Origin of the sequence: Rhodobacter sp. CZR27 (genome assembly GCF_002407205.1) — a bacterium.
Taxonomy (GTDB): Bacteria; Pseudomonadota; Alphaproteobacteria; order Rhodobacterales; family Rhodobacteraceae; genus Cereibacter_A.
Genome location: NZ_CP023548.1, coordinates 2,982,704 through 3,001,319, shown reverse-complemented (window position 1 = coordinate 3,001,319; position 18,616 = coordinate 2,982,704). Strand labels below are relative to the sequence as shown.

Genomic DNA, 18,616 nt, shown 5'->3' with positions numbered 1-18,616 from the left:
TTCACGTGCCCATTTTCAGCTTCATGGCGGGTGTGACGCCGCCGATACCCATGTTGGGACGTTCGTTGTTGTGGGGCCAGAGCCGTCCGGTGGCGATTTCCTGCACCTCCTCGATGGATTCAAGGATGTAGAGGTCCAGCCATTCGGTCTTAGGTAGCACAGGAACCAAGTTGCCGGCTGGACCGGGATGGCGGCGTGGGGTGCCATCGGGGGCATGAGCGAACCCCTGGTCGCCCGGACATTGAAGCAGAATCGCGCCGAGATCCTCGGGCACATCAAGGCCTCCGACGCCCAGATCGCGCACGCCACGCACGACCTCGCCCATGTTGAACGCGACCATCGAATTGTTCGCGGCGCCGGAGCGCCAGCGGGCGCGTTACATCATGAGCCACGGGTTCTTCAAGAAGGGCGAGATCGCCGAGATGTGCGTGCAGCACATGGGGAATGGCGCGGAAATGACGACGCCGGAGTTGGCCGAACGGGTGATTGTCGAGCGCGACCTCGAGATCACGGACACGGCGCTGCGGAACTCCTTGGTGTTCAAGGTCGTCCAGGCGCTGCGCCACGCCAAGCGCCGCACGCTTGTGCGCATGGTGGAGAAGCGGCAAGGCATGTGCGTCTGGGCGGCTGGCGACGCAGGTACGTTGCGCGTCGTTGCCGTCAAGTCCATGGTTTGACCCTTCCAGGCCAGGCTGACCGGCGCGGCCAAGGCCCCTTCGATCGGACGATCCGCCAGGGTCCGTTGCTTTCGGACCGGTGGTCCTCGAGCCAGGCGGCGGTGGCAAAATCGTCGAGAAAGCGTCCCTCGACCCGGAGATGCTGTCCACCGATCATGCGCCTGAGCCGCGAGAAGTAGCTCTCGGCAAGATTGGTGTGCGCGCCGCCGCGGCTGCAGGCCTCAGAATGGTTGATCCGGCGCATGTCGACGTCGGGATCGAGCAGGTCCCAATGGGCAATCTCGTGGGCGCAGACGACACTTCCGGGCTCGATACTCTCTCGGGCGACGTCCACGCCCTGGGCCTCCTGAGGGAGCGTTCGCGTCAGTGTCCGGCCGCCGCGCTGACGCAAGACGACCGCCATGCGGCGCTTGCCGCTGCGGTTGACCGATCGCCGCCGGTCGATCCGCTGCTCGCGCAGCTTGGCTGGTCGGACGTGGCCTCCGAACGCGGCCCCATCGACTTCGACCTCGCCGTCGGGACGGGCCAGCCCCAGGTCTTGTGAACATTGGTCAACCCGACAAGCATGTCGGCGATCATCTCGTTCTCTTCGTCGCGCTTCGGGCTGTGGCGGAAACGGGTCTCGCTGACGCCGAACGCCCGGCATGCCAGCGCGATGCGCTGCTGATCCTGTGCACGCGGCACAACTCGTGAACGGCCAAACCGCCCTCCGCCTGACGCAGCACGCCCATGATCTGCCCTTGACCACGGGGAAGATTACCGGCCGAACACCTCGCGACCGCCGCGGAACTCCGGCGGGCGGTGGCAGAGTTCACACCCTCCACAACGCCCGCCGGTTGCGTGAGCGGCACGGGCGCAAGACGCGGATCAGATCCGGGCCGAGCGGACGGCCCTTGAAGCCGAAGCCGTCGCGCGTTCAGGCCGGCGCAAAGCGGTGTGTCAAAACCGTGCCCCGGTACATCCTCAACTTCATCGGCAATATTGGGCGGCGTCCGGTCAGCCGGGGCTCTGCAACTATCGACCCTCTCTCATTCCCGGTTGTCCCGCTCCTCGCACGTCAGGCCGGTCCCGGCTGTCCATGCGTCGGGAAGACCAAGTCCCAGCTGCGCTCGCCAGGGCGCGGGTAGCGAGCCTTCCGGGCCAGGGTCTCGCCGAGTTGTTGCTTCAGCTTCGCCTCGACATAGTCAAAGACCTGCTTGCGACCCTCGCATTGCGGGTCCCGCCCGTAGATCGAGTTATTCGCGGTGTTCACCGCCTCGCGGCAGCCGCCCTGGCAGACCCCGAGATAGCGGCAATCGCTGCAAAGTTCCTGCAGAGAGCGCCTCATCTCGGCACGCATCGCCTCGAGCCTTGCCGAGCGGAGGAGATCCGCAAGATCGTCGGTCAGGATGTTCCCGAGCCGATAGTCCTCGGTGTAGAAGGCGGAGCAGGGATAGACCGCGCCGTCATGCTCGATCGAGACGAAATCGCGGAAGCATCCGCCGCTGTAGGAGCACAGCGTCGGCTGATCGCCCCGCAGCGCATTGACGATCTGGCGGAACGGCACGACCTCCTCGATCGGGTCGTCGTCCTCGATCCAGGCGTCGAAGAAATCCTTGTGGAAGGCGAAGTAATCGGCGTCGCAAAGATCGAGTTCGGGGAACTTCGGGTCGTTCATGATCGGCAGCAGCACAACGCTGTCGACGCCCTGCCGCCTGAAGAAGTCGTAGACATCGCGCCCGCGCCTGGCGTTGAGCTTGTGGACCACGCAGATCGCGCCGACGCCGCCCATCACCGACTTGATCACCTCCATCCCGGCAATGATCGCGTCGAAGGAATTGCCACGCTTGGCCGCACGCGACTCGCCGGTGATCCCCACAGGCCCGTCGATGCTGAGCCCGAGCCCGAAGCCGTTGTCGCGGCACCACTCGGCCCACGGGCGATCAACGAGCGTGCCATTGGTCTGGATGTTGTTGCGCATGGTCAGGCCGGGGCGCGCACGGGCCTCCTGAAGTGCCTTGGCGCGCTTGTAGAAATCCAGACCCGCGAGGAGCGGCTCGCCACCGTGCCAGATGAACTTCACATGATCGAAACTCGCCGCCGCCTGCGAGATCACCCGCTCCAGCACCTCTGGTGCGAGGATCTTCGCATTGGTGTTGAAGCGGTTGTAGCAATAGGAGCACTGCAGGTTGCAGCCGTTGGTGACCTTGACGATGATCGAGATCGCGCGCATCGGTTGCCTCTTCCTGTTCAGGTCATCTCTTCGGGCTGTCGGCCGGGTCCCTTTGATCACGGGGCTTCTCGGGTGGGCCTGCGAGGCAGAAGGATGGGTATCAGCCACCGGGCGCGCGGCGGAACGAACCCGGTCATGCTTGCGGCAGGCATGGTTTACCGGCCTGTGCTCCTTCGCGAAGGCTCCCGGCTGTGTCAGTCGCGATCTTCTCCCTCGTGTCGGTCGCGGCCACGGTCTGCAGCGCGGCAAAGCCGGTGCGATAGGGCGGGTTGTCCGGCAGGTCCGCATGTCCGGACCTCTCCATCTCGGCGATGAAGCCGGGCATCTCAGGCGCGCGCTTCCCTGACATGGCGTGCCATTTCCGTGTTCCCGTTGGCCTTTTCGAGCCTGGCCGCGCTCTGTGCGATCCGCCGCATCGCCCCGCACCGAGGGAGGACGGTGAGACGTGCCGGTCAGATGCTCTTGCCATAGACCTTGGTATAGTCGCCCTCGCGGCTGTGCAGTTTTGCATAGCCCTGGCCACGGCTGTGGCTGCGCGTGTAAGCTTCCTTGTCGTAGTGCACCTGGCTATGGTCGGCATGACGCGAATATTCGCGGAAGTAATCAGGCGATCTCGTCCCTGCCGCGTCGCCATCCTCCCCGCCTTCTGGCGAGAACGAAGCTCGCAGCGCCGGGCTGCTCGGCAGGTCCATCGCGTCGAATTCCTCCATGTCTGCGAGGAAGCCCTTGTCGTCCGACAGTTTCACCTTGCTCATGACCCGGATCCTTTTCCAGCACAGAACCATTTTCAGGGTCTGACCGGTGTTTCGACAATGCAATGTGACATATCGCGACCTGCCGCAGCCACGCGGCGAGGAAAAGCGATCGTCCGGATTTGCAGTGGCGTGTGGCTGCCGGGGCCTTCCTCTGCCTCCATCTGACCGCGTGTCGTTGGCCGTGCGCTACCGCGTCCACGAACCCGTTCCGGACGGTCGCCCGATCGCTGGTCGGGCAAGACGTGCGACTGGCAGCCGATCGGCTCCGTCCGGCTGAACCCCGTGAGGGCGGATGCAGGGCGCTGAGGTCCGCCGCCGCGCTCCTCCCTGTAGCTGGCAGTGGCGGAGACATCGCCGGGCCCAATCGGGCAGCCTGAAGACAAGGGCAGGCGACCCGCCCGGGCCTCCGCGACAGCCTGCGCCGCGTCCCCGCCTCAGGTCAGCGTGTTCCGGTGGAATACCGCCCGGTTGCGACCCTGTCGCTTGGCGGCATACAGCGCTTCGTCGGCGGCGCGGCTGAGCCGCGCGAGGTCCGCGGACTTCCGCCGGCACCAGGTTCCGCCGATGCTTGCGGTGATGCTGATGGTGCCGGCCCCCTCGACCGCGCAGGACAGGCGCATGGCTAGACACAGACGCTCGCCCACGCGTTCCGCGTCGGCCGCCGGAGTGTCCGGCAGAAGGACGGCGAACTCCTCGCCCCCGATCCGCAGCACGCTGTCGCAATCCCGCACCTCGGCCTTCAGCTTCTGCGCCGCGATCCGCAGGATCTCGTCACCCGCCGAGTGACCGAAGGTGTCGTTGATCGACTTGAAATGGTCCAGATCGACCAGAAGCAGCGAGGTGCCGCGCGAGCCCGGCCGATCATCCGCCGCCCGGTAGCGGTCCTCGAAGCTCCGCCGGTTGAGAAGGCCGGTCAGGGGGTCGGTGGCGGCTGAGTGCAGGGCCTCGCGCTCGCGCGTTGCGATGCGGCGCTCGCGGTGCAGCAGGCCGCCCAGGATCAGCGAGCCGGCCAGGTTGTAGCCGGCCAGGAGGGAGATCAGCCCCGTGCGAGGGGCCACGTCCGGCGACAGGGGAACGAAGAACAGCGCCGCCAGCGCAAGCGAGATCATGGAGCCCAGCAGCAGCATGCCGGCAACCCCGTTCAGGTCCAGCCAGCGGCGCACCGGGATCCACAGAAGGCCGAAGGTGCCGGCGAGCGCCATCGCGAGGATCCCCATCGCGGCAGACTGGTTGGCGCCGATGACAAGGCGGCCGGCCGTGCCAACGAGCAGGGCGACGATGGCCCCCACCGGGCCGAGGAACGCCCCGGCAAAGCCCAGAAACAGCGTGCGGGCATCTGCGATCGTGCCGGCATGATCGTAGAGCGGCTGCAGCATGGAGAAGACGGCGCCGAGGCCGAAGGTGGCGCCGAGAAGTCCATGACGCAGCGGCTTCGCCCAGGCCCGCCGCTGCACGATGCCGTAGATGAGCGCGATCATCGCCATCATGGCCGTGCTGTTCACGAGGTGCAGTAGATCGACCATCCGGCGCTCCGCAGATAATTTTCCAAGCTGCGGCCTAAAAAGACCTTCTGGCTATCCGTTAGCATGCAACTACTGCACGTAGAAACTGTCCAACAAGTTGGACTTCCGGATGCGCGGTCTCGAAAGTATGGCGCGTGACGAAAGGTGCTGGGTCGGGGCGTTGGGGATGCAGTCGTCCGCCTGAGCCGCCGGCGCGCGGTTTCCGGGCCCGCCGAGGCCCGGGTTCCGGGTTCCAGCCCCTGATGTCTGAGGCGTGGCGGTGGAACCGAAGAAGCCCGGGGTGCGCCCGGACTTCTTCGCTCGCCCTTCGCCTCGCGTCGGGGTGCCGGACGCGCGGGGCAGGCGGTGTCAGCCGAGAACGCTCCCCACGGCCTTCCGGGTCGCGTCCACCACGATATCCGCATCCTCCCGCGTCATGCAGAGCGGTGGCGCGAACCCGAGAATGTCGCCCTGCGGCATGGCGCGGCCGATGACCCCGTTGTCCAGCAGCGCGGCCGAAACCGCGGGCCCCACCTTCCTTGCCGGGTCGAAGAAGCGGCGGTCGTCGCGGTCCTCGACGAATTCGACCGCAGCCATCAGCCCGTCGCCCCGCACCTCGCCGACATGGACATGGCCCGAAAGCGCATCGGCCAGCGCGGCGCGGAAATAGGCGCCGGTCTCGGCCGCGTTGCGCACGAGATCGAGCTCGTCGATCAGCTTGAGGTTAGCCACACCCGCAGCGGCACAGACCGGATGGGCCGAATAGGTCCAGCCGTGGCCGATCGGCCCGAAGCGGTCCGATCCCTCGACCAGCACCTCCCACATGCGCTGCGAGACGATGGACCCCGACAGCGGCGCATAGGCCGAGGTCAGCCCCTTGGCGATTGTGATCAGGTCGGGCTCCATCCCGTAGTGGACCGAGCCGAACATGGTGCCGAGGCGGCCGAAGCCCGTCACCACCTCATCGGCCACCAGCAGGATGTCGTATTTCTTGAGGACCGCCTGGATCGCCGCCCAATAGCCCTTCGGCGGCGGCACGATGCCCCCGGTGCCGAGGATCGGCTCGCCGATGAAGGCGGCGATGGTGTCCGGGCCTTCGGCAAGGATCAGGTCCTCGAGCCTGTCCGCGCAATGGGCGCTGAACTGTTCCTCGGTCTGGCTGCGGTCCTCGCGCCGGAAGTAATAGGGCGCCTCGGTATGCAGCACCGGCGAAAGCGGCAGGTCGAACTGGGCATGGAACAGCGACAGCCCGGTGAGCGATCCGGTCATCAGGCCCGAGCCGTGATAGCCGCGCCAGCGGCTGATGATCTTCTTCTTCTCCGGGCGGCCGAGGACGTTGTTGTAATACCAGATCAGCTTGATGTTGGTCTCGTTGGCATCCGATCCGGACAGGCCGAAATAGACCCGGCTCATGGTCTCGGGGGCGCGCTCGATGATCATGCGCGCCAGCGTGACGCTGGCCTCGGTGCCGTGGCCGACGTAGGCGTGGTAATAGGCCAGCTGGCGGGCCTGCTCGGCGATGGCCTCGGCGATCTCGGTCCGGCCGTAGCCCACGTTCACGCAATAGAGCCCGGCAAAGGCGTCGAGGCTTTCGCGCCCCGCGGCGTCGGTGATGCGGCAGCCCTCGCCGCCGGTGATCATCCGGCGGGGGCTCTCGCCGCGGGCATGGGTCCCCATATGCGTCGAGGGATGAAAGAAATGATCGCGGTCCCAGGCGTTCAGGTCGTTGTCGCGGTCGAGCATGTTGGTCCTTTCCGGCTCAGGCGGCCGTATCGATGCAGAGGTATTTCAGTTCGGTGAAGGCCTCCATTCCGTGACGCGAGCCTTCGCGCCCGAGGCCGGACTGTTTCCAGCCGCCGAAGGGAACGGGGCCGCCGGTGATCTTGACCCGGTTTACCGCCACCATCCCGAACTCCAGCGCCCGGGCAACTCTGAGGGCGCGGGCACTGTCGCGCGTCACGACATAGGCTGCCAGCCCGTAGTCGGTGGCATTGGCGCGGGCGATCACCTCGGCCTCGGTATCGAACGCGATGAGCGAGGCCACGGGTCCGAAGGTTTCCTCGCGGTGGATCAGGGCGTCATCGGGCGCGCCGGCCAACAGGGTCGGCATGTAGGCCAGTGGCAGATCGGGATGGGCATGCCCGCCCGTGACCAGCCGCGCCCCGCGTGCCAGCGCATCCTCGACCTGGGCCGCGACCTTCGCCAGCGCGCGGGCATGCATCAGCGGCCCGATCTGCGTGCCGGGATCAAGGCCCGGCCCGACCTTCAAGCCGGCGATCCGCTGCGCGAAGCGTTCGGTGAAGGCCGGAAGGATCGGGCGCTCGACATAGATGCGGTTCGCGGCAAGGCAGTCCTGCCCGGAGGTGGCGAACTTGGCCGCCATCGCAAGCTCCACCGCGCGGTCGAGGTCGGCATCGGCAAAGACCAGCATCGGCGCGTGCCCGCCCAGCTCCATCACCAGCCGCTTCAGGCTGGGGGCTGCACGCTCGGCGATCAGCCGGCCGATCGCGGTCGAGCCGGTGAAGGACAGCGCGGCAAGCCGCGGGTCGGCGCACATCTGCCCGACGATGTCCGCGGCTTCGCCCGGCACCACGTTCATGACGCCTGCCGGAAGGCCGGCACGCTCGGCCAGTTCCGCCAGCGCCAGCGCGGAAAGCGGCGTCTCGGCGCTGGGATGCACGACGGTCGTGCAGCCCGCGGCCAGCGCGGCGGCCACCTTGCGGGTGATCATCGCGCTGGGGAAGTTCCAGGGCGTGACCACGCCCACCGGACCCAGCGCCTCGCGCCGGACGATCATCTCGACGTCGGGCAGATGGGGCGTCACGCCCTCGACGTTGGACCGCAGCGCCTCGCCGGCATACCAGTCGAGGAATTCGGCGGCATAGACGATCTCGCCGCGGCTTTCGTCCAGTGGCTTGCCCTGCTCGAGCGTCATGATCAGCGCGAGGTCCTCGGTCCCGGCCAGCATCAGCCCGGCCCAGCGGCGCAGGATGGCCGCCCGCTCCTGCGGCAGGCGATCGCGCCAGCCGGGGAAGGCGACGCGCGCGGCTGCGATGGCGGCGTCGGTCTCGGCCGGTCCCAGCCGCGCGACGCGCGCCACGAGGGCGCCGCTGGCGGGATCGGTCACGGCGAAGTCCGCCGCGTCGGGCGCGGCGGTCCAGCGGCCGTTCACATGGCCAAGGGTGCGGAACAGCGCGCGGTCGGTCAGGCGGGACAGGGCGGGGTGGGTCGTCTGGATCGGTCGGGCGTTCATGCGGGTCTCCTTCGGCGTGCCTTCATCCTGACCGAAGCCCGCAGAGAAGGGGGCCAAAGACGCCCCGTGCCGTGGTCCGTCCGGTGCGGCGCGCGGGGCGGAGATAGAGAAAGTCTCTACGTCGCGGCAAAGAGCGACATCGGAAGCGGGCCGTCCTCCTTGACGGTGCGGGTGACGATGTAGGTGAAGTAGCGGTCGATCCCGACCTCCTCGGCCAGCAGGCCGTCGACCAGCCGCTGGTAGGCGTCGATATCTCGCGCCACCACCTTGAGAATGTAGTCGACGCCGCCCCCGACCGACCAGCAGGCCAGCACCTCGGGCCGGGCGGCGATCGCACGCTCGAACCGGTCGAAATCGGCCTGCCGGTGATTGGCCAGCGTGACCTCGACCAGCACGGTGGCGAAGGCCGCCACGCGGCGCGGCGCCAGCCGGGCGTGGTAGCCCGCGATCAGGCCCGACTGCTCGAGCTTGCGCAGCCTGAGCCAGCAGGGCGTGGGCGACAGCCCCACCACCTCGGCCAGCCGGAGCTTGGTGATGCGCCCGTCCTTCTGCACGGCCTCGAGGATGCGCAGGTCGATTGTATCCAGCTTCAACGCGCCCTCCGGAAGAATTGTTTGCAGAATGCCATGATTTGCGCCAGCGTGGCAATCATGACAATATGGATGCCAAATCCCGCCACCCTGTCGCGACCCGCCTATCTTTCGCTGGCCGAGCAATTTGCCCGCGCCATCGAGGCCGGGCAGCTGCCGCCGGGCGCGCGCCTTCCCCCGCAGCGGAAACTGGCCGACCAACTGGGCCTGTCGCTGCAGACGGTCAGCCGGGCCTATGACGAGCTGATCCGGCGCGGGCTGATCCAGGGCGAGGTGGGGCGGGGCTCCTTCGTGCTGGGTCCAGGGGCGGAGGCGCGGCAGCCCTACCTGCCCGAGCGGCCGGGCGAGGTGATCGACCTGTCGATCCTGAAGCCGGTGGTCGAGGCCATGCATATGGAGCGGATGCGCGAGGGTTTCGCCTGGCTGGCCGACAACCTCGCGACCTCCTCGGCCCTGTCCTTCCGGCCGAACATGGTCATGCCGCAACACCGGGCCGTGGCGGTGGACTGGCTGACCGGTCTGGGCGTGCCGGCCGAAACCTCGGGCGTCGTGCTGACCAACGGCGCCACCCCGGCGATCACCGCCGCCGTGATGAGCGCGGCGCCCCCCGGCTCCGGGATCGCGGCCGCCGCGCTGACGCACCACACGCTGAAGCCGCTCTGCACCTATCTGGGCCTGCATCTCGAGGGGCTGGCGATCGACGCGCAGGGCCTGATCCCGGCCGCGCTGGACGAGGCCGCGCGCCGCGGCCAGATCCGCGCGGTCTATCTTCAGCCCAATGTCATCAACCCCTTGGCGATGATGATGCCCGCCGACCGCCGCGCCGAACTGGTCGAGGTGATCCGCCGGCACGATCTTGCGATCATCGAGAACGACATCCTGAACGCGATGATCCCCGACCGCGCGCCGGCCTTCGCGACGCTGGCGCCCGAGCGCACGCTGTATATCTGCGGCTTCACCAAGATCACGGTTCCCGGACTGCGGCTCGCCTATCTCCACGCCCCGCCGCGCTATGCCACCGCCGCGGCGAACCGGCATCTGGTGTCGAACTGGATGGCGACGCCGCCCATGGCGGACCTGCTGTCGCATTGGGTGAAGGACGGCACCGTGGCGGGGCTTGCCGCCTGGCAGGCGCGCGCGATGGCCGACCGCCATGCCCTTGCGCGCGAGGTTCTGGGGGCGCAGATGCCGGTCTGCCATCCCAACAGCCTCCATCTCTGGCTGCCGCTGCCCGAGGGCTGGACCGAGGAAGCCTTCGTCGAGCAGGCGCGCTTCATGGGTCTGGGTGTGGCCGCGGGCCACGCCTTCCGCGCCAATGACAAGGCGTCGCCGCAGGCGATTCGCGTCTCGCTCGGATCGACCCGCGCCGAGGACCTGCGGCGGGGGCTGTCGCTGATCGCGGGCCTTCTGAAGGACACGCCCGAGCCGCCGCTGCCCACGATCTGAGCGGCTTTTGTCCCGGCGCCCTCCTAATATTGTCATGATATTATTTTCCCATTTGACATGATTTTGTTCGGGCATGATCCTGACTGCGAACCACCCGAGGAGGGCAGGCGTGACGCAGCCGATCATCCGCATCGATCACCTTGAGAAATCCTTCGGCAGCCTGAAGGTTCTCGACGGCCTGTCGTTCGACGTGATGCCGGGCGAGAAGCTGGCGCTGATCGGGCCCTCGGGCTCGGGCAAGACGACGATCCTGCGCATCCTGATGACGCTCGAGACCATCAGCGGCGGCCATGTCGAGGTTTGCGGCGAGCAGCTGTTCCACATGAGGCGCAACGGGGTCGAGCGGCCGGCCGACGAGGCGCACCTGCACCACATGCGCCGCCACATCGGCATGGTGTTCCAGCACTTCAACCTGTTTCCCCACAAATGCGTGCTGGACAACATCACGCTGGCGCCGATCCTGACCAAGGGCGAGCCGCGCGCCACGGCCGAGCGGCGGGCGATGGACCTGCTCGACATGGTGGGCCTTGCCGACAAGGCTCGCGCCATGCCCTCGCAGCTGTCGGGCGGCCAGAAGCAGCGCGTCGCCATCGCCCGCGCGCTCGCCCTTCAGCCGCGCATCATGCTTTTCGACGAGATCACGAGCGCGCTCGACCCCGAACTGGTCGAGGAGGTGCTGCTGGTCATGAAGCGCCTCGCTTCCGAGACCGACATGACGATGCTTCTCGTGACCCACGAGATGGGCTTCGCCCACGAATTCGCCGACCGCGTGCTGTTCTTCGACCGGGGCCGCATCGTGGAACAGGGACCGCCCGAACAGATCTTCACCCGTCCGACGCACGAACGAACCCAGACCTTCCTGCGCAAGATCATCGCCGCAGGGCATCGCGTCTGACACTCACCCTCCAACAGGGAGACACCCGATGAAGAAGGCTCTTCTGACGCTCGCGCTGCTTGCCGCTCCGGCTGCGGTCGCGGCGGACACTCTGGACGACCTCAAGGAACAGGGCTTTGCCCGCATCGCCATCGCCAACGAGCCGCCGTTCACCGCGGTTGCGGCCGACGGCACGGTGTCGGGTGCCGCGCCCGACGTGGCGCGCGAGGTCTTCAAGCGGCTGGGCGTGCCCGAGGTGGTGGCCTCGATCAGCGAATACGGCGCGATGATCCCCGGCCTTCAGGCTCGCCGCCACGACGCGATCACCGCGGGCCTCTTCATGAAGCCCGAGCGCTGCCAGGCCGTCGCCTATTCCGAGCCGATCCTCTGCGATGCCGAGGCGTTCCTGCTGCCGAAGGGCAACCCCAAGGGCTTCCGGTCCTACGCCGACATCGCGGCCGACTCTTCGGCTACCATCGGCGCCCCCGGCGGCGGCACCGAGGAGAAGCTGGCGCTGGAGGCGGGCGTCCCGCGCGAGCGGGTGATCGTGGTTCCCGACGGCCAGTCGGGCCTGAAGATGCTGCAGGACGGCCGGATCGACGTCTATTCGCTGCCGGTGCTGTCGATCTCGGACCTGATGGCGAAGGCCGCCGATCCGAACCTCGAGATGCTGGCCCCCGTCGAGGGTGCGCCGGTCTATTGCGACGGCGCTGCCTTCCGCAAGCAGGATACGGCGCTGCGCGACGCCTTCGACGTGGAATTGGCGAAGATGAAGGAGTCGGGCGAGTTCGCGAAGCTCATCGAGCCCTACGGCTTCTCGGCCGAGGCCGCGAAATCGACCAGCCGCGCCGAGCTTTGCGGCGAATGAACCGGCCGGCGGGCGGGGATCCCGTCCGCCCCTCTTCCTTCCTGCACGACAGCCCGGGGTGCCGCGCGCGATGACCGACTGGTCCGGATATCTGACCCTGATCGTCGAGGGGGCGCTGATGACGGCGCAACTCACCCTCTACGGCTCGGCGCTCGCCCTGGCGGTCGCCTTCGCGGCGGGCCTCGCGCGGCTGTCGCGCTTCTTCGCGGTGCGGGCGCTTGCCACGACCTACATCGAGTTCTTCCGCGGCACCTCGATCTTCGTCCAACTGTTCTGGGTCTATTTCGTGCTGCCCTTCGCCGGGATCACGCTGTCGCCGATGGCGGCGGGGGTGCTGGCGCTTGGCCTGAACGTGGGCGCCTACGGTGCCGAGGTCGTGCGGGGCGCGGTCCTGTCGGTGCCGAAGGATCAGGTCGAGGCGACGGTTGCGCTGAACCTGACCCGGTTCCAGCGGATGCGCCACGTCATCCTTCCGCAGGCGCTGCCCCTGATGCTGCCGACGTTCGGCAACAACGCGATCGAGTTGCTGAAGGCCACTGCCGTCGTCTCGCTGATCTCGTTGCCCGACATGACCTTTCAGGCGCAGGTGGTGCGGGCGCAGACCGGCAGCACGCTGCTGCCGTTCCTGACGATCCTCGTGCTGTACTACGCGATGGCCACGGCGATCGGCGGCGGGGTGCGGTATCTGGAACGCCGCGCGACGCGCGGCCTCGACGTGGTGCGCTGATGGAGTGGGACTGGGCCTTCGTCGCCGAGATCATGCCGGTCCTGCTGCAGGGGCTGCGGCTCACCCTGCTCGTCACGCTGCTCTCGGCGGTGGTGGCGGCGGTGCTGGGATTGGTCTTCGCCATCGCCCGCCGCTCGCCGCGCCGCTGGATCGCCCGCCCCGTGGGGTTCGGGGTGGACTTCATCCGGGGCACCCCGCTTCTCGTGCAGCTCTACTTCATCTTCTACGTGCTGCCCGATGCGGGTGTCCTGCTGCCCCCACTGGTCGCCGGCGTGATCGGGATGGGCCTGCACTATGCCACCTATGCCGCCGAGGTCTATCGCGCGGGCATCGAGAACGTGCCCCGCGGCCAGTGGGAGGCGGCGCGCGCCACCAACCTGACTGCGGCCCAGACATGGCGGCATGTGATCGTGCCGCAGGCGATCCCGCCGATGATCCCGGCGCTGGCCAACTACCTGATCGCCATGTTCAAGGAGACGCCGCTGCTGTCGGCGATCACGGTGCTGGAACTGATGAACCAGGCGAAGTCGGTCGCCAATTCCAGCTACCGCTATGTCGAGCCGATGACGCTGGTGGGCCTGTTGTTCCTCGCCATGAGCCTCGTCTCGGTCGTCCTGTTGCGCTGGTTGGAGCGCCGCTACGGAAGGCTTGCGAAATGACCGACCCCATCGTCGCTACCCGCCCGCCGCGGCTTGACCCGCGGCCGGTGCCTCACCGGATCGGGCTGATCGCGCTGGCCACCGACCACACGACCGAGGTCGATTTCGCCCGCATCCTCGCGCCGGCCGGGGTGGGGATCTATGTCAACCGCATCCCCTTCGCCAATCCGGTGACGCCCGCGACCTTGCGGGCGATGGAGGCCGATCTGGCCGAGGGTGCGGCGCTGATCCTGCCGGGCGAGGACCTTGACGCGGTGGTCTATGGCTGCACCTCGGCCTCGGTCTGCATCGGCGACGGGGCGGTGCGGGCGCAGGTGGCGCGCGGCAAGCCGGGCTGTCCGGTGGTCACCCCGATCTCGGGCACGCTGAACGGCCTTCGCGCGATGGGGGCGCGGCGGATCTCGGTGCTGACGCCCTATTTCGTCGAGACGACCCGCCCGATGGCCGCGATGTTCGAGGCCGAGGGTTTTGCCATCGACCGGCTCACCTGTCTGAACATGGCCGACGACCGCGACATGGCGCGGGTTGCGCTGGACGATCTGGTGCAACTGGCCCGCGAGGCGACCGACCCTGCGTCCGAGGCCACCTTCATCTCCTGCACCGCGGTGCGGGCGGCCTCGGTCATCGACCGGATCGAGGCGGCGACGGGGCGGCCGGCGCTGTCTTCGAACCACGCCGCCGCGTGGGAGGTCGCCCGCCGCATCGGCATCGTGGACGCACTGGCGCCCGGTCACCTGATGACGCTGGGGCTGCCGGCATGACGCTGCCCGTGACGCTTGACGACATCCGGGCTGCCGAGGCGCGCATTCGTGGCCATGTCCGGCGGACGCCGATGCTGGCGGACACGCGCCTTTCCGGGCTGGTCCTGAAGCTGGAGCACCGGCAGGAAACCGGCGCCTTCAAGCTGCGGGGGGCGACCAACGCGGTGCTGTCGCTGCCGCCCGAGCGGCTGGCCCGCGGGGTGGTGACGGCCTCGACCGGGAACCACGGCCGGGCGCTTGCCCATGCGGCGCGGGCGGCGGGCGTTCGGGCGGTCGTCTGCCTGTCGCGGCTGGTGCCCCCGAACAAGGTCGCAGCGGTGCGCGAGCTGGGCGCCGAGGTGCGGGTCACGGGCGACAGTCAGGACGAGGCGATGGCAGAGGTGGCCCGCGCCGTCGCCGCCGAGGGGCTGACCGAGGTGCCGCCCTTCGACGATCCCGCCGTGGTGGCGGGGCAGGGCACGGTGGGGCTGGAGATCCTCGCGGATGTGCCGGCACCTGACCGGGTGCTCGTGCCGCTGTCGGGCGGGGGGTTGGCCTCGGGCGTGGCGGCCGCCGTCAAGGCGCTGTCGCCGTGCACCCGGGTGGTGGGCGTCTCGATGGAGCGCGGCGCCGCGATGGCCGCGAGCCTTGTCGCGGGGCATCCCGTGACGGTCCCGGAACTGCCGACGCTGGCCGACAGCCTTGGCGGCGGCGTGGGGCTTGCGAACCGCGTGACCTTCGCCATGTGCCGGGAGCTGCTCGACGATGTCATCCTCGTGTCCGAGGACGAGATCGCGGTCGCGATGCGCCATATCCATACCGTGACCGGCGACGCGGTCGAGGGGGCGGCGGCGGTCGGCGTCGCCGCCGTGCTGGCCGGGCGCGCCCCCGCCGCGGGCACGGTCGCGCTGCTGTCCGGCGCCAACATCGCGCCCGACGCCTTCGCCCGCATCCTTGACGGGGACCGCGGATGAGGGACCCCATCCTTCTGCTGACCGAGGCCGACCTGCGGACGCTGGTGCCGCTGGACCTGGAGGCCGTCGCCTGCGTCGAGGACGCGTTTCGTGCGCTCGCGACGAGGCCCGTCGCCATGCCGCCGATCCTGCGGCTCGACATCCCCGAACATCGCGGCGAGGTTGACGTCAAGACGGCCCACATCCCCGGCCTCGACCATTTCGCCATCAAGATCAGCCCCGGCTTCTTCGGCAATCCTGGGCTCGGCCTGCCCTCGACCAACGGGTTGATGGTGGTGCTCTCGGCGCGCACCGGGCTGGTTCAGGCGATCCTGCTCGACAATGGCTACCTGACCGACGTTCGCACCGCCGCGGCGGGCGCCGTCGCCGCGCGCCACCTGAGCCGCGCCGACAGCGCGACGGTCGCGGTTCTGGGCGCCGGGATGCAGGCCGAGCTTCAGGTGGCGGCGCTACAGCTGGTCCGCCCGATCCGCGCCGCCCGCGTCTGGGCGCGCGACCCGGCCAAGGCCCGGGCGCTGTGCGCGCGGCTGGCGCAGCGCGGGTTGGACTCCGTCGCCTGCGCCAGCGCCGAGGAGGCGACGGACGGCGCCGACATCGTCGTGACCACGACGCCCGCCACGACGCCGATCCTGCGCACGGCCCATCCCGGCCAGCACATCACCGCGATGGGATCGGATGCCGAGCACAAGAACGAGATCGCTCCCGAGCTGATCGCGCGCACCGCCTATGTCGCCGACCGGCTGTCCCAGACCCGCCGTCTGGGCGAGCTGCACCATGCGATCGCCGCGGGCCTCGTGCCCGCCGACCGGGAGTTTTCCGAGCTGGGCCAGGTTGTGGCGGGCCTTCGCCCCGGCCGGACCGCGCCCGACCAGATCACGCTGGCCGACCTGACCGGCACCGGCATCCAGGACACCGCCATCGCCGCCCTCGCCGTCGCCCGCGCGACCGCCGCGAAGGCCGGCCAGAGCTTCACCGTCTGACAAGAGACCGGGCCGCATCCGCCCGAAGGAGGACCATCCCCGATGACAGAAGTCGAGCTGCGGTTCAGCCGCGACGAGTTCGCCCAGCGTCTGGAAAAGACGCGGCGAGCGATGGAGGCGAAGGGGGTGGACCTTCTGATCGTCACCGATCCCAGCAACATGAACTGGCTGACCGGCTATGACGGCTGGTCCTTCTACGTCCACCAATGCGTGATCGTGCCGCCCGATGGCGAGCCGATCTGGTATGGCCGCGGACAGGACGCGAACGGGGCGAAACTCACCGCCTACCTGCGGCACGAGAACATCATCGGCTATCCCGACCACTACGTCCAATCGACCGAGCGGCACCCGATGGATTACCTCTCGGCGCTGATGACCGACCGCGGCTGGGGCAGCCTGCGGATCGGCGTCGAGATGGACAACTACTATTTCTCGGCCGCCGCCTTCGCCAGCCTCACGCGCCACCTGCCGAATGCCCGCTTCACCGACTGCACGGCGCTGGTGAACTGGCAGCGCGCGGTGAAGTCGCCGCAGGAAATCACCTACATGCGCCGCGCCGCCCGCATCGTCGAGGCGATGCATGCGCGCATCCTCGACAAGGTCGAGGTGGGGATGCGCAAGTGCGACCTTGTCGCCGAGATCCATGACGCGGGCATCCGCGGCGCCGACGGCTTTGGCGGCGACTATCCGGCGATCGTGCCGCTCCTGCCCTCGGGCCGCGACGCGAGCGCGCCGCACCTGACGTGGGACGACCGGCCGATGAAGGCGGGCGAGGGCACCTTCTTCGAGATCGCCGGCTGTTATCACCGCTATCATGTGCCGCTGTCGCGGACTGTCTTCCTCGGCAAGCCCACGCAAGCGTTTCTGGATGCCGAGAAGGCGACGCTGGAAGGGATGGACGCGGGCCTTGCCGCCGCGCGGCCGGGCGCCACCTGCGAGGACATCGCCCGCGGCTTCTTCGACGTGCTGGCGAAATACGGCATCCTCAAGGACAATCGCACCGGCTATCCGATCGGCGTCAGCTACCCGCCCGACTGGGGCGAGCGCACCATGAGCCTGCGCCCCGGCGACCGGACCGAGCTTCGCCCCGGCATGACCTTCCACTTCATGACCGGGCTCTGGCTCGAGGACATGGGCCTCGAGATCACCGAGTCGATCCTGATCACCGAGACGGGGGTGGAGTGCCTCGCCAATGTCCCGCGCCAGCTGTTCGTGAAGGATTGAGACCATGACCGCGGACCTGCGGCCGTCGCCGGTTTCGGCGACGGTGGATTTCGACGCGCCGGGCGTGCAGCACGGCTTCCTGCGGCTGCCCTACAGCCGGGATGATGCCGCGTGGGGGTCGGTGATGATCCCCGTGACGGTGGTTGCGAACGGCACGGGGCCCACGGCGCTTCTGACCGGCGCCAACCACGGCGACGAATACGAAGGGCCGATCGCGCTCTTCGAGCTTGCCCGGTCGTTGCGCCTTGAGGAGGTGACGGGCCGGGTGATCATCCTGCCCGCGATGAACCAGCCCGCCTTCGCGGCGGGCACCCGCACCTCGCCCATCGACCGCGGCAACCTGAACCGCAGCTTTCCCGGCCGCCCCGACGGGACGGTGACGGAAAAGATCGCGGACTATTTCCAGCGCGTGCTGCTGCCCTTGGCGGATGTGGTGCTGGATTTCCATTCGGGAGGCAGGACGCTCGACTTCCTGCCCTTCTGCGCGGCGCATGTCCTGCCGGACAAGGCGCAGGAGGCGCGCGCCTTCGATTTGGTCCGCGCCTTCGGGGCGCCCTTTTCGGTGAAGATGCTCGAGATCGATGCGGTCGGCATGTATGATACCGCCGCCGAGGACATGGGCAAGGTGTTCGTGACGACCGAACTGGGCGGCGGCGGCACTGCCAGCGCGCGCACCACCGGCATCGCGATGCGGGGCTGCCGCAACCTGCTGATCGCGGCCGGCATCCTGCGCGGCGAGGCCGAGCCGCAGCCGACGCAGTGGCTCGACATGCCCGACGGCGACTGCTTCACCTTCGCCGAGGACGGCGGCCTGATCCGCTTCTGCGCCGATCTGGGCGAGCGGGTCGAGAAGGGCCAGACCATCGCCATGATCTATCCCGTCGGCCGGACGGGGATTTCGCCGGTCACTCTCGCCGCGCGGCGGTCGGGCCTGTTCACCGCGCGGCACTTCCCGGGGCTTGTGAAACCCGGCGACTGCGTGGCCGTGATCGCCGAGGAGGTGGCGGAAGGCTAGGTCCGCCCTCCCTGCCGGGCCCGACCCCGAGGGCGATCCCGCGCCCCGGGGCCGCCATCGGATGTGTGCGAAGCTGCGGACAAGCTATTGCCCTGCCGGGATGGTCCGCCTACCTCGGGG

At 68.5% G+C, this 18,616-nt stretch carries 19 protein-coding genes and 2 pseudogenes; 11 read left to right on the top strand and 10 right to left on the bottom strand.

Going from position 1 to position 18,616, the window contains the following annotated elements; all coding sequences use genetic code 11:
* Position 1 precedes the first annotated feature (1 nt).
* Positions 2–145 (bottom strand): annotated as a pseudogene (locus CK951_RS14625) (IS3 family transposase); the annotation flags it as partial.
* A gap of 178 nt (positions 146–323) precedes the next feature.
* Here CK951_RS14625 and CK951_RS14620 point away from each other — a divergent pair.
* On the top strand, positions 324–677 hold the full coding sequence (locus tag CK951_RS14620) for a hypothetical protein (protein ID WP_198402360.1): 354 nt from the start codon (positions 324–326) through the stop codon (positions 675–677).
* On the opposite strand, the gene CK951_RS22120 is transcribed toward CK951_RS14620, so the two are convergent.
* The 9 genes and pseudogenes from CK951_RS22120 to CK951_RS14580 form a co-directional block, all read right to left on the bottom strand.
* The gene (locus CK951_RS22120; protein ID WP_394341571.1) at positions 661–1,137 is read right to left on the bottom strand and encodes a transposase; all 477 of its coding nucleotides are present in this window, start codon (positions 1,135–1,137) and stop codon (positions 661–663) included. The genes CK951_RS14620 and CK951_RS22120 overlap by 17 nt on opposite strands.
* A gap of 65 nt (positions 1,138–1,202) precedes the next feature.
* Positions 1,203–1,334: pseudogene (locus CK951_RS22115) on the bottom strand (IS3 family transposase); the annotation flags it as partial.
* Between the two features lie 400 nt (positions 1,335–1,734).
* Positions 1,735–2,889, bottom strand: a complete 1,155-nt coding sequence (locus CK951_RS14605) for a radical SAM/SPASM domain-containing protein (RefSeq protein ID WP_198402359.1) — start codon at positions 2,887–2,889, stop codon at positions 1,735–1,737.
* Between the two features lie 133 nt (positions 2,890–3,022).
* Entirely contained in the window at positions 3,023–3,238 is a 216-nt protein-coding gene (locus tag CK951_RS21415) for a hypothetical protein (protein WP_198402358.1), read from the bottom strand.
* A 103-nt stretch (positions 3,239–3,341) separates the two neighbouring features.
* Positions 3,342–3,644: a hypothetical protein gene (locus tag CK951_RS14600; protein ID WP_096786840.1), complete on the bottom strand. Its 303-nt coding sequence runs from the start codon at positions 3,642–3,644 to the stop codon at positions 3,342–3,344.
* A 434-nt stretch (positions 3,645–4,078) separates the two neighbouring features.
* Positions 4,079–5,167 (bottom strand): diguanylate cyclase, encoded by a 1,089-nt coding sequence (locus tag CK951_RS14595; RefSeq protein WP_232520635.1) that lies wholly within the window; start codon positions 5,165–5,167, stop codon positions 4,079–4,081.
* Between the two features lie 348 nt (positions 5,168–5,515).
* On the bottom strand, positions 5,516–6,889 hold the full coding sequence (locus CK951_RS14590) for an aspartate aminotransferase family protein (protein WP_096786839.1): 1,374 nt from the start codon (positions 6,887–6,889) through the stop codon (positions 5,516–5,518).
* A 16-nt stretch (positions 6,890–6,905) separates the two neighbouring features.
* Positions 6,906–8,399, bottom strand: coding sequence for an NAD-dependent succinate-semialdehyde dehydrogenase (locus CK951_RS14585; RefSeq protein ID WP_096786838.1), 1,494 nt, complete (start codon positions 8,397–8,399; stop codon positions 6,906–6,908).
* A gap of 116 nt (positions 8,400–8,515) precedes the next feature.
* Complete coding sequence (locus tag CK951_RS14580) at positions 8,516–8,992, bottom strand: Lrp/AsnC family transcriptional regulator (RefSeq protein WP_096786837.1); 477 nt, start codon at positions 8,990–8,992, stop codon at positions 8,516–8,518.
* Positions 8,993–9,061: 69 nt separating this feature from the next.
* Here CK951_RS14580 and CK951_RS14575 point away from each other — a divergent pair, with 69 nt between their 5' ends.
* The 10 genes from CK951_RS14575 to doeB all read left to right on the top strand — a co-directional run bounded on the left by CK951_RS14575 (position 9,062) and on the right by doeB (position 18,496).
* On the top strand, positions 9,062–10,435 hold the full coding sequence (locus CK951_RS14575) for a PLP-dependent aminotransferase family protein (RefSeq protein ID WP_232520634.1): 1,374 nt from the start codon (positions 9,062–9,064) through the stop codon (positions 10,433–10,435).
* Positions 10,436–10,544: 109 nt separating this feature from the next.
* Positions 10,545–11,330 (top strand): ectoine/hydroxyectoine ABC transporter ATP-binding protein EhuA, encoded by a 786-nt coding sequence (ehuA, locus tag CK951_RS14570; RefSeq protein WP_096786836.1) that lies wholly within the window; start codon positions 10,545–10,547, stop codon positions 11,328–11,330.
* 28 nt (positions 11,331–11,358) lie between these two features.
* On the top strand, positions 11,359–12,177 hold the full coding sequence (ehuB, locus tag CK951_RS14565) for an ectoine/hydroxyectoine ABC transporter substrate-binding protein EhuB (protein ID WP_096786835.1): 819 nt from the start codon (positions 11,359–11,361) through the stop codon (positions 12,175–12,177).
* A gap of 70 nt (positions 12,178–12,247) precedes the next feature.
* Complete coding sequence (ehuC, locus tag CK951_RS14560; RefSeq protein ID WP_096787279.1) at positions 12,248–12,904, top strand: ectoine/hydroxyectoine ABC transporter permease subunit EhuC; 657 nt, start codon at positions 12,248–12,250, stop codon at positions 12,902–12,904.
* Entirely contained in the window at positions 12,904–13,563 is a 660-nt protein-coding gene (gene ehuD / locus CK951_RS14555) for an ectoine/hydroxyectoine ABC transporter permease subunit EhuD (protein WP_096786834.1), read from the top strand. Before ehuC ends, ehuD begins: the two co-directional genes overlap by 1 nt.
* Complete coding sequence (locus CK951_RS14550; RefSeq protein WP_096786833.1) at positions 13,560–14,324, top strand: ectoine utilization protein EutA; 765 nt, start codon at positions 13,560–13,562, stop codon at positions 14,322–14,324. Before ehuD ends, CK951_RS14550 begins: the two co-directional genes overlap by 4 nt.
* Positions 14,321–15,277 carry a hydroxyectoine utilization dehydratase EutB gene (eutB, locus tag CK951_RS14545; RefSeq protein WP_096786832.1) on the top strand — a complete coding sequence of 319 codons (957 nt, stop codon included), beginning with the start codon at positions 14,321–14,323 and terminating at the stop codon, positions 15,275–15,277. Before CK951_RS14550 ends, eutB begins: the two co-directional genes overlap by 4 nt.
* On the top strand, positions 15,274–16,257 hold the full coding sequence (eutC, locus tag CK951_RS14540) for an ectoine utilization protein EutC (RefSeq protein ID WP_096786831.1): 984 nt from the start codon (positions 15,274–15,276) through the stop codon (positions 16,255–16,257). Before eutB ends, eutC begins: the two co-directional genes overlap by 4 nt.
* Before the next feature lie 42 nt (positions 16,258–16,299).
* Entirely contained in the window at positions 16,300–17,481 is a 1,182-nt protein-coding gene (gene doeA / locus CK951_RS14535; protein ID WP_096786830.1) for an ectoine hydrolase DoeA, read from the top strand.
* A 4-nt stretch (positions 17,482–17,485) separates the two neighbouring features.
* On the top strand, positions 17,486–18,496 hold the full coding sequence (gene doeB / locus CK951_RS14530) for a N(2)-acetyl-L-2,4-diaminobutanoate deacetylase DoeB (protein ID WP_096786829.1): 1,011 nt from the start codon (positions 17,486–17,488) through the stop codon (positions 18,494–18,496).
* Positions 18,497–18,616: the final 120 nt, after the last annotated feature.